Source organism: Methanospirillum hungatei (assembly GCF_020216685.1).
Classification (GTDB): Archaea; Halobacteriota; Methanomicrobia; order Methanomicrobiales; family Methanospirillaceae; genus Methanospirillum; species Methanospirillum hungatei_B.
Genome location: NZ_JAIWNS010000070.1, coordinates 1 through 10000, shown reverse-complemented (window position 1 = coordinate 10000; position 10000 = coordinate 1). Strand labels below are relative to the sequence as shown.

The window sequence follows — 10000 nt, the reverse complement described above, 5'->3', positions numbered from 1 at the left end:
CAGAACCGCCAGTATTCCCATGGCAATGAGCATCGGTGTTGGTGCCTCTTTGACATCCTGATATTCGGGGAGTTTTGGTCCCATGAACATGGAGTGGAAGACCTTGACGAACGAAGCCAGCGTCAGGATACTCACAACCATGGCAATGACGGCCAGGAGGGGATTGAACAGGAATGTCGATTCATAGATGAGCAGCTTGGATGCAAACCCGTTAAATGGCGGAATTCCTGCGATTGCAAGTGCACCGATCATGAAGAAGATCATGGTCCATTTCATGTTATGGCCAAGCCCACCAAGCTGGTTGAGGTTTCGTGTTCCGCACCGGTACATGATGACTCCGGCGGTCAGGAACAAAAGGCCTTTGTACAGGGCATGGTTCATGATATGAAAGAGTCCTCCCTTCAGTGCCATCATCCCGACACTCTGGGAAAGGCAGGTGCTGGAGAGAGCTGCAAGCCCGACACCGACACCAAGCAGCATGTATCCGGTCTGGGAGACGGCGTGGTATGCCATCAGCCGCTTTACATCCTTTTGCGGGATTGCCATCGTGACACCCACGAACATCGAGAGCACTCCAAGGATGATGATGACCCATCCGACGGTCAGCGTATTTATCTGACCACCGTAGAGGGTGAAACAGACTCTGAAGAGAGCATAGAGACTTGCCTGGGATGAGACGACCAGGAATGCCGTTACTGCTGATGGTGCCATTGCATAACTGTCCGGAGTCCAGAAGTGCATCGGAACGGCTCCACACTTCATGGCAAGAGCAGTAAAGAACAGGACAAATGTGATGATATCAAGTCCGGTCATCTGCATCCGGTCTGCGATAACCGCCATATTGAGGGAATTATACTGGGCAAAGAGAAGACCGACTCCCACCAGAAAGAGCAGACCCCCAAGGGTTGAGAGTGCTGCATATTTGAGTCCGGCTTCTGCGGCAACTCCCTTGTCTATCCGGTAGGCAACAAGTGCGGCACCGGCAAGGGAACTGATCTCAAGGAAGACAAAGAAGTTGAAGAGGTCGCCCGTTGCTATCATCCCATATACACCGGCGATGAGAAGCATGAGGAGGGTAAAGAACCCGTCCTTTCCTGATAACTTCTCCATGCTGGAGAGGGAGTAGAGGGTGATACAAAAGCCCACAACTGCGGCGATTATGAGCATGAAGGCGTTCATCGGATCTATCGTAAAGATGATCCTGATGGGGATGCCTCCAGAGTCCGGCGGGATAACATGAGATATTGCGTCAACTCCGAATGCATACACAATCGTCCCGGTTTCTAAAACCCGGGATGCAACCATCAGGCCGCAGAGTGATGAAAGAGCAGCGATGAGCAGTATCCAGACATTTCGGATTGAATCGCCTGCCCTTGAGAGGAGCGGGGTTAAAAATGCTCCCAGCAGAGGGATTGCGATGAGAAGTCCTGGAAGATTGTCAAGTAGTATATCCATGTTCTACCCCTGCAGTTTTGAGACTTCACGGACGTCAGTTGTCCGATAATACCGGTAGATAATCATCACCATGGAGAGCAGCAGAGCAAGGGTTGCAACACCGATGACAATGCTTGTCAGTGTCAGGGCCTGAACCGTGGGCATGACCATGGCAAGGGACGGTGCTCCGGTAAAGATGGGTGCAATACTGTCCCACCGGTACCCGAGAGTGATGAGGAAGAGGTTTACTCCTGATTCAATGAGTGATATCCCCATGATAATTTTAATGAGATCCTTTTTCAGAAGGAGAGTATACAGGCCGAGCAGGATGGTAATTGCAACGACCAGGAACGGAAGATTATCTATCATTCTCCCTCCTCGTGAGATCGAATTCCAGTTGTCATATACAAAATGATGATGCTAAGGCCCCCGAGCACTTCAATCCCCACGGCGATATTCATAATAGGAATCGTACCAGCGGTATTCAAAAATCCCGGATTTATTCCAAAGGGAACCGCCTGACCAAAGAGACCTCCGGTTCCGTTTAAGAAGTTCATGAAGAAGAGGTATCCGAGGGGTATGGCTGCAAGAGCAGTCCCGATAAAGAGGACAAGACCAGACATCTCGCAGTTCTGAAATGTTCTCTTCTGGAACCATCCCAGAAAGTCCTCCAGTTTATAGGCTACTATCAACAGGATAAATCCGGTTGCGATAACAGCACCACCCTGGAATCCCCCGCCTGGTGTTAAATGGCCGTGAAGCACGATGTAAAAACCAAACACCGTGATAAATAAGAACATTACATCTGCCGTTGTCCGGATGATTTTACTCAGACTATCACTCATATTCGTAGTCCTCCCCTTTTTTCCGAAGTCTGAAAAGGACCGAGACTCCAAAGACTGCGGTAAACAGGACACATGCCTCTCCAAGGGTATCAAAGGCACGGAAATCGAACACAATAGATGTTACAATGTTATTTGCTCCGGTCTGTTCCTGACCATGGGCGATAAAGTAATCATCCATGTCTGACATCGCAGGGTCTCCGAATGGTATTGATAATGCAGCAAACAGGAGACTGCCTGCCAGAACCACAAGAGTAAACCATGCAACCTTGGTTCTCATCATGTCACCTCCTGGTCATGGGTGGCCCTGATCGCAATCAGATATATTGCAGTAGAGATTCCGGCTCCAACTGCTGCCTCGGCAATGGCCACATCAGGAGCCTGGAGGATATAAAATTCAATCGAGAGGAGGAAACTGAACGCTGCAAAGGTGACCGCGGCGGCAACGAGATTCTTCTGCCAGACTATCAGTGCAGCGGTGATGAGGATGCCGATTAAAACCAGGATATGAATAATCTCTATCACAGCCCTGCCTCCGTCAGTTTATCCACAACAACCGGGTCTGGTTTCTGTCCGCTCCGGTGTGCTGCACGGGCGATTGCATGAGATCCTGCAGCGTTTGTTATTGCAAGAGCGAAGACTGCAATGATGGTATGGGTGATGACCATGAGGTACTGGGAATCACTGGTACCCAAGTATTGGGATATTGCAAACACAACCACTCCAAGGCAGAGGAAGATACTTCCAAAGGTTGTCGCTTTTGTGGAAGCATGAAGCCGTGTGTACACATCAGGGAACCTGAGAAGCCCTAACACTCCCAGAGCATTGAATAAGAGACCGATGATCAGAAAGATGAAAATAATCGTATCTGCAATCATCAGAGTTCACCGCCGATATGTTTTGCAATGTACAGGGTGGAGACAAAGGAGAGCAGGGCGTAGACGATGGCGACATCGATGAAGATGTACTGCTGATACACAACGCCGAGGAGAATCATCACCGCCACCGTGAGCGTGTTGATGGTATCCACCGCAACCACCCGGTCAGGGTTTGTCGGGCCAAGGATCAGTCTTACCAGGGCACCAAAGACGATCACTGCCGTAATCAGGGCAGCAATCATAAAGATATCTGTCATTCAGCAATCCTCCGGATCCAGGCCGGAATATTCATGTATGAAAAGATCTCTCCCGCCTCAAATGCCTCTTTTTTCTCAACACCTTCGTCCAGATGAATAACATGAATGAAGAGATCATGGTTCTTTCCATCGACGTCAACACTCAATGTTCCTGGTGTGAGGGTGATTGAATGAGCAAGCATCGTCAATGCCAGATCTGACTTCATCCCTGAATGCAGTCTGATTATCCCAGGTCTGACATTTCCGGTAATAACCCGGTATGCAACATCCAGATTTGCCTTGGTCAGTTCCACAAGGAAGGGACCACAGATGTATATCAGGATGCTGATGAGCCGTACGGGATGTAACATCCGGTAATTCTCACTCCTGCAGAAGATCTTCCGGGCAATAACACCGGTGACAAGTCCGATGATGACTCCTGCAATAATTTCCTCCCATGACCAGAAGAGAACAGAGCCGGAACCAACAACCAACACCAGATAAAACAGAAAAGCCACAAAGGCAGTGACGATAAACGGGATCATGGTATCACCTGTTCCCGGTCATCATAATGGCATACCCATGCCAAACCCTCTCGATATGTCATGATAGATCGTGATCAACTGAGGTGGTTATCCGCATCATATAATATTTTTTATTCGATCAGCTTTCTTGTTTTTTTGAAAAACGGCGTTTTCCGATGTTTGAAGGAATGGTCCGTACAAACCAGTATGTAGGGTTAGATCATACATTTGGGGATATATGGGTGGATTATACCACGGCAGAATTCTCCTTCACTGGTGTGATTCGTGTCATACGCCGGTTCTTGCTGAGCGTTGTGCATGCGGGGCAGCTACCAGAGCAGTCCCGGTGACTCCTCCTGGTGATGCACGCCCGGCATTTCCCGACGATATCGCCTTTGTGAATTCGATATATGAAGAACAGTTTGGAATGTCGATCATTCCGGAAGGCCAGATCGCTCTCCTGAATAAAGTCCCGGATCATGACCGGATGGAAGAGATAATCGTGGGTGGGGCGATAGTCGGGGCTATCCGGTATCTTCCCGGAGAACGTCGCTGGGAGGCTCTTCCCCGTCCTGATGCGGCGTTGATTGCTCAACCACAAAAGCGGTTTATGGTTATTGATGAAGGGGCGCTTTCTTCTATCAGGGAAGGCAGAAGTCTCTTGGCTCCCGGTCTTATCTCCTGTGACTCATCGGTCAGGGAGGGAGATGAGGTCTTTTTAATGACCCCGTCTGGTATCTGTGCCGGTGTTGGCAGGGCACGGGTGGATGCTGAAGAAGCAAACCGGATGGAGCGGGGGCAGGTGGTGAAGACTAGAAAAAATATCCCCTCCGTATATACACCCGGCCAGGCAACCTGGGATGATGTCGTAGAGGCAAATGCTGACGTGCTCAAAAAAGCTGAAGCAGCATCCGGAAAATTCATCGCGGACAGCATCGGCCCGTATGAGCATCTCCCTATGTCTGTCTCCTATTCGGGCGGGAAAGACAGTCTTGCAACGTTACTTGTCGTGATGAATACTTATCGTAAGATACCAATTCTCTATATCGACACCGGCCTTGAGTTTCCATCAACCGAAGAGAATGTCTGCGATGTGCAGGACCGATATGGGCTTTTGTGCGTCAGGATTGAATCTATCAATGAGTTCTGGCGGGATTTTGAAGTCTCCGGTCCACCGTCCAGGGATAACCGGTGGTGTTGCCGAACCTCCAAACTGGAGCCCCTGCGCCAGCATATTATCAAAACCTATGGTGAGGACGGTGAAATTGTATCTTTCATCGGCCAACGCAAGTATGAATCCTTTTCACGGATGAAAAACCCCAGGGTCTGGAGGAACTCCTATGTGAAGAATCAGATATGTCTTGCTCCGATTCATACGTGGACGGCTCTCCATGTATGGCTGTATATCTTCCGGGAGAAGGCTCCTTTTAATGAGATGTATAGGCACGGGGTTGACCGGATGGGGTGTTATATGTGCCCTGCCAGTGACCTTGGAGTACTGGAGAAGATTCAGGCAACTCATCCCGAACTCTGGCAGGAATGGGAGCAGGCAGTATCATTGTGGATGAACAGGAAGGGCATAGCACCATCCTGGTTTGAGAGCGGGGAATGGAGAACTCAGGGGGATAAGGCAGTATGAGTTCCATTGTTATCGTCGATTATGGTCTTGGAAATATGCGCAGTGTCAGCAAGGCGGTTCAAAAGGCCGGAGCAGAGGTTCTGATCTCTCATAACCTTGATGAGATCCGGGCAGCGGATGGGATTATCCTCCCCGGCGTCGGCGCCTTTCATGAAGGGATGACCCAGCTTGCAGACCTGTCACAGGCCTTAATTGAATCCGAAGGCCATGTTCCTATCCTTGGGATCTGCCTTGGTATGCAGATGATGATGGAGTTCTCTGAAGAACACGGACTTCACCAGGGTCTTGGCCTTATCCCCGGCACTGTACGCCGTTTTTCTGACACGCCCGGATATAAGATCCCTCACATGGGATGGAACCAGATAACCATTCAAAAGCCGGATGATCCTCTTTTTGAGGGGATTCCCAATCAGTCGTATGTATATTTTGTCCATTCCTACTGGGCAGATACTCCGGCTGAATATTGCATCACATCAACCGATTACATCAATACATTTGCTTCATCAATACGAAACGGGACAGCAGTCGGAGTTCAGTTTCATCCGGAAAAGAGCGGGGAATGCGGCCTTGCAATACTTCGCAATTTTATCGGGATGGTATGACCCTCATCCCTGTAATGCCATCTCTATGGTGGCACGAAGCTGGTTATCGGTAAAGGGTTTTACAATATACCCTCTGGGTTTTGTTTTTTTCGCACGTTCCATAATGTCTGCATCAAGTATGGAGCTGATATATACAATGGGGATTTTGAATTTCTCTATGATCTCGGTTGCGGCATCAATTCCATCCATCTCACCGGGAAGATTGATATCCATCAGGACAAGAGCGGGATGAATCTCACCGATCCTAGTGAGAGCCTGCGTACTATCTTCGGCAGTTCCCGCAACCTGGTATCCCATCTCAGTCAGACGCCATGAGATGAGATCTGCAATAACCGGGTTATCTTCGACGATAAAGATCGTTTGATCAGACACTACAACCTCGTGAACGTCACATCTCAGATGTTATAAGGTATCGCATTTGCACAGCATTACCGTTCGCTTGTATAATGAATGCGATGTAGTCTCTTCTTTCATGCATTTCCTCCACTATTTTTTAACTTTCCAGTGGATCAATACCCCTTCTTCCATAGGGATCACATCCATCCGTTCAAGAACCGGAAAATCTGATTCTAATACATATCCTGTCCCATCGGCAAGGGTTGGGGCATCCTTTCCGCCAATAATAATGTTCCCGACAAACATTGTCAGTTCATCAACAAGACCTGCAGACATCATTCCCCAGATGAGCGTCCCTCCCCCTTCTACCATCAGCCGCTGTATGCCCTTTTCTGCGAGTTTTCTGAGAAGAACGGGTAAATCAACGGTATCTTCTCCTGCCTGAATGATTTCTGCATGGTTTTTGAGGGCAGAAATATTCTCTTCCGGTGCTGCGAGTGACACGGCAATGATCCGAAGGCCGGGACCTTTGTGCAGGATTTTCGCATCCGGCGGTGTCCGTGCCTGGCTGTCGATGACGATCCGAACCGGGTGCTCTGGTTTTCCATTTCTGATCCGTTCAGCAATACGGTCGGCTGACTTGACGGTCAGTGACGGATCATCGGCAAGGACGGTTCCAATCCCGACCATTATCGCATCACAGCCGGCTTTCATCTCATCCACCCGGTCAAAATCCTCTTTTCCAGATATCTTCACCTGCCTGCGTTCCCTGGTGGAGAGCTTCCCGTCTGCACTGACGGCCACATTGACGATCACATATGGGCGCATGAAATCTTCCTAGGCACGTCCCCGTAGCCGGGCGATCTCATCGGTTGCATTCTGAACCTTTATGAGGAAGGTTCCATGACATGGCTTTGTATAAGGGAAGATAAGTGCATCACCGTCGACCGCGACTCTGATAGGAGGGACACCGATGATATTAAGATCAAACATGCGGTATCCAGGTGCCACGTCATATTTCTCAGGGTACCTGGAGAGAAATTCCCTGGCTTCTTTAAATGAAATTTTCGACATCAGTACTTCATATGGCAGAGATTCTAAGCATCCCATGGGGCAGCCTCCTCAAGTCTGTTTTTAAGTGACATCGGGTTGTGTGTTGCAGGCTCGGCAATGACGGTGCAGGGAAAGGTAATTTCCTGAGCGATCTGCTCTGCTTCTTCACCAAATATTATCGCCGTCACCGGTCGGTTCGTCAGGGACTCTAATGTCGCGGCATAGCTTACCCCTGCGTCATTATGAACAAAGACATAACTCTCTGTGACGGTGAGATCGCCCTTTGCAAGAGCTGCAATGGTTGCATCCAGGTCTTTCATCTCCATGGTGTAATGGCCGTCCGGGTCTGCAACCCGTATCAGCTGCCTGGCTGACGGGGTTCCGGCAATGATGGTCCTGATCCCTGCCTTTTTCATCCGGTTTGAAAGATAGAGTACAAGACTGGTCTGTACCGGGACCTTTGGACAGCCCATCACCAGAACGGCAACTCGCTGTGTTGGTTCTTCAGGCATAGATACAGAGTATTATGTACGTCAAGGGGTATGAATGGATGTCAGAGTCTGACTGACTATATAGATCCTGAAATCACCAGGCCTGATAAAGAAACTTCTTGAGCTGGTGGTGATGTACCTTCATGTATGAATCGGTTCCATATGTGGATCGCAGGAGCGGTCCTTTTTGTCACAATTGTCTTATCCGTTTCTGTCATCGCTGCAAATCAGAGTTGTATCCCCTGCGGTGACAGTTGTTATGATCCAAGCAAGCAGTCGTGCTGCAAGGGTCAGGTATATGACGGGCTTCATTGGGGAGTCTGCAAGGACGTTTGCTATAATATTGAAAAACAGGTCTGCTGTAATGGAAAGCCTGTGAACGGGACCAGATGCCTTCCAACCTGTGGCGATTCATTTTATAATCCGATCACCCAGTCATGCTGCCAGGGAGAACCGAAAGACGGACTTTTGTGGGGAATCTGTGGCGGGAAATGTTATGATCTGACCAATGAAACCTGTTGTAATAACCAGATTTACCCGGGGACCGGATGGCAGAAGTGTGGTGATACCTGTTACAATAAGAACAACCAGAGCTGTTGTCTTGGAGAGGTGTATGATGGGAAGGGATACACCAAGTGTGGAGATACCTGCTATAACCCGAAGACCGAATCCTGCTGCAAGGGAAAGGTCCTTGAAGGCAAAGTAGAGTGTGCGTATTAATAAATTTTTTTTTAAATTTGCTGAATGTTCGGTGGTGATCTAAGAACATTGTACAACTGGAAAGCTAACCCATTCTCATCGACCATACATGATCAGTTAGACCAGCTGCCATAGCAGGTGTTCTCTGTGAAGATACTTCACCCCAGTTATCTTGAATTCGAAGTGTCCGAATAGGCCAACAAAAGTTGTAGCTATACAATGAAAAATATGTCATCGAATCATGTTCTTCTCGTTCTTTAGAGAAACAAAGTGTTTTTCTGACTTTTCTAGAATTCCGATTTCTATCAGTTCCATTTTGGCGCTCAATAAATGACGTATTAATTTTTTTGCTTGCTTTAGATTGCCTTAGAGCAGCCTCCACATCTGTTTTAGTTCCAAATACAATTTCAGTATCAACTTTTACAATCCGTCCTCTCTTAAGGTGTTTTTTTACCATCGCATAGTTCAATCCTCTTTTTGGAATCCGATAAGGTTTCCTTGGCCTACCTCGCCTCCCTGTGTGTTCTGGATGGATGACTTCACCATATTCTACTAGAATTGCCTCTTTGTAAGGCATATATTTGTCAGTTGTAATTAGGCGCAGCATTCTCCCTTGTGTTCTTTTTTTGATTTCTCTGACTATTTTATGGATATTTTCAGAAGTTCGTTTTCCTGTGAGCACATATAGGATAAGACGAGATTCGGGATCTAATGCAGTGAAATCCCAGATGTCTCCATAATCTTCATCCATTGGATCTTCGGAATCGCAATTCTTCTCTTTCTTGCCAACGAATGACCATTTTTCATCGCATTGAACTTCATTTGTCAGAGGGGGAAAAAGGAACGAGTACATCATGTGCTTTTTTTGCATGTTCTCCTGACATTTTCGAGAGTCTAGCAACAGTACCAAGACTTGCATTAGTCAATCGACTCGTTTTTCGGATTCCACATCCCTCGGCCAAATGCTCCAAAACAGAAACTGCAATTTCTGAATCGATTTTTGAATTATATAGGACACTTCCTTTACGTTCAGAAAACCTACTTTTACATGTTCTACACCGTATTAATCGATAATCATAAGCACCATATATTCCACAGACAGTAAGATTATTTAGACCCCGTTTACCAAAGTCAGGACAATCTGGATTCTGGCAACAAAAAATTGAGAGATCATCCGTTTTATATGTGGAATTCGAACGCATAATCTATTTACGTGGTATTATATTATAAATTTAATTTAGTTTTCAATATATTTAGATCACCACC

Annotated in this window: 16 protein-coding genes; 3 read left to right on the top strand and 13 right to left on the bottom strand. The window is 47.7% G+C overall.

Annotated features, from left to right (window positions below; all coding sequences use genetic code 11):
- The 8 genes from LDL35_RS04080 to LDL35_RS04045 form a co-directional block, all read right to left on the bottom strand.
- The coding region (locus LDL35_RS04080) for a proton-conducting transporter membrane subunit (RefSeq protein WP_304019763.1) at positions 1–1455 on the bottom strand (1455 nt) is incomplete at its 3' end.
- A 3-nt stretch (positions 1456–1458) separates the two neighbouring features.
- Entirely contained in the window at positions 1459–1803 is a 345-nt protein-coding gene (locus LDL35_RS04075; RefSeq protein ID WP_304019761.1) for a cation:proton antiporter subunit C, read from the bottom strand.
- Positions 1800–2279 carry a Na(+)/H(+) antiporter subunit B gene (locus LDL35_RS04070; protein ID WP_304019760.1) on the bottom strand — a complete coding sequence of 160 codons (480 nt, stop codon included), beginning with the start codon at positions 2277–2279 and terminating at the stop codon, positions 1800–1802. The genes LDL35_RS04075 and LDL35_RS04070 overlap by 4 nt, the downstream gene beginning before the upstream one ends.
- Positions 2272–2559 carry a hydrogen gas-evolving membrane-bound hydrogenase subunit E gene (gene mbhE / locus LDL35_RS04065; RefSeq protein ID WP_304019758.1) on the bottom strand — a complete coding sequence of 96 codons (288 nt, stop codon included), beginning with the start codon at positions 2557–2559 and terminating at the stop codon, positions 2272–2274. Before mbhE ends, LDL35_RS04070 begins: the two co-directional genes overlap by 8 nt.
- Positions 2556–2801: a hydrogenase subunit MbhD domain-containing protein gene (locus LDL35_RS04060; RefSeq protein WP_304019756.1), complete on the bottom strand. Its 246-nt coding sequence runs from the start codon at positions 2799–2801 to the stop codon at positions 2556–2558. The genes mbhE and LDL35_RS04060 overlap by 4 nt, the downstream gene beginning before the upstream one ends.
- Positions 2798–3154 (bottom strand): monovalent cation/H(+) antiporter subunit G, encoded by a 357-nt coding sequence (gene mnhG / locus LDL35_RS04055; RefSeq protein WP_304019754.1) that lies wholly within the window; start codon positions 3152–3154, stop codon positions 2798–2800. The genes LDL35_RS04060 and mnhG overlap by 4 nt, the downstream gene beginning before the upstream one ends.
- Positions 3154–3411: a cation:proton antiporter gene (locus LDL35_RS04050; protein ID WP_304019752.1), complete on the bottom strand. Its 258-nt coding sequence runs from the start codon at positions 3409–3411 to the stop codon at positions 3154–3156. Before LDL35_RS04050 ends, mnhG begins: the two co-directional genes overlap by 1 nt.
- Entirely contained in the window at positions 3408–3935 is a 528-nt protein-coding gene (locus LDL35_RS04045) for a Na+/H+ antiporter subunit E (RefSeq protein WP_304019750.1), read from the bottom strand. Before LDL35_RS04045 ends, LDL35_RS04050 begins: the two co-directional genes overlap by 4 nt.
- Before the next feature lie 217 nt (positions 3936–4152).
- Between LDL35_RS04045 and LDL35_RS04040 the strand changes: the two genes are divergently transcribed.
- Both LDL35_RS04040 and hisH read left to right on the top strand, forming a co-directional pair.
- Positions 4153–5553, top strand: coding sequence for a phosphoadenosine phosphosulfate reductase family protein (locus LDL35_RS04040; RefSeq protein ID WP_304019747.1), 1401 nt, complete (start codon positions 4153–4155; stop codon positions 5551–5553).
- Entirely contained in the window at positions 5550–6155 is a 606-nt protein-coding gene (gene hisH / locus LDL35_RS04035; RefSeq protein ID WP_304019744.1) for an imidazole glycerol phosphate synthase subunit HisH, read from the top strand. Before LDL35_RS04040 ends, hisH begins: the two co-directional genes overlap by 4 nt.
- A gap of 3 nt (positions 6156–6158) precedes the next feature.
- On the opposite strand, the gene LDL35_RS04030 is transcribed toward hisH, so the two are convergent.
- The 4 genes from LDL35_RS04030 to LDL35_RS04015 all read right to left on the bottom strand — a co-directional run bounded on the left by LDL35_RS04030 (position 6159) and on the right by LDL35_RS04015 (position 8056).
- Positions 6159–6527, bottom strand: a complete 369-nt coding sequence (locus tag LDL35_RS04030) for a response regulator (protein ID WP_304019741.1) — start codon at positions 6525–6527, stop codon at positions 6159–6161.
- Between the two features lie 114 nt (positions 6528–6641).
- A complete protein-coding gene (locus tag LDL35_RS04025) occupies positions 6642–7319 on the bottom strand; it encodes a 2,5-diamino-6-(ribosylamino)-4(3H)-pyrimidinone 5'-phosphate reductase (RefSeq protein ID WP_304019739.1) in 678 nt (225 codons plus the stop codon).
- Positions 7320–7328: 9 nt separating this feature from the next.
- A complete protein-coding gene (locus tag LDL35_RS04020; RefSeq protein WP_304019736.1) occupies positions 7329–7601 on the bottom strand; it encodes a DUF1894 domain-containing protein in 273 nt (90 codons plus the stop codon).
- Positions 7589–8056, bottom strand: coding sequence for a DUF1890 domain-containing protein (locus LDL35_RS04015; protein WP_304019733.1), 468 nt, complete (start codon positions 8054–8056; stop codon positions 7589–7591). The genes LDL35_RS04020 and LDL35_RS04015 overlap by 13 nt, the downstream gene beginning before the upstream one ends.
- A 126-nt stretch (positions 8057–8182) precedes the next feature.
- On the opposite strand from LDL35_RS04015, the gene LDL35_RS04010 reads away from it, so the two are divergent.
- On the top strand, positions 8183–8755 hold the full coding sequence (locus LDL35_RS04010; RefSeq protein WP_304019730.1) for a hypothetical protein: 573 nt from the start codon (positions 8183–8185) through the stop codon (positions 8753–8755).
- A 64-nt stretch (positions 8756–8819) separates the two neighbouring features.
- On the opposite strand, the gene LDL35_RS04005 is transcribed toward LDL35_RS04010, so the two are convergent.
- The gene (locus LDL35_RS04005) at positions 8820–9605 is read right to left on the bottom strand and encodes a hypothetical protein (RefSeq protein WP_304019727.1); all 786 of its coding nucleotides are present in this window, start codon (positions 9603–9605) and stop codon (positions 8820–8822) included.
- Between the last annotated feature and the right edge of the window lie 395 nt (positions 9606–10000).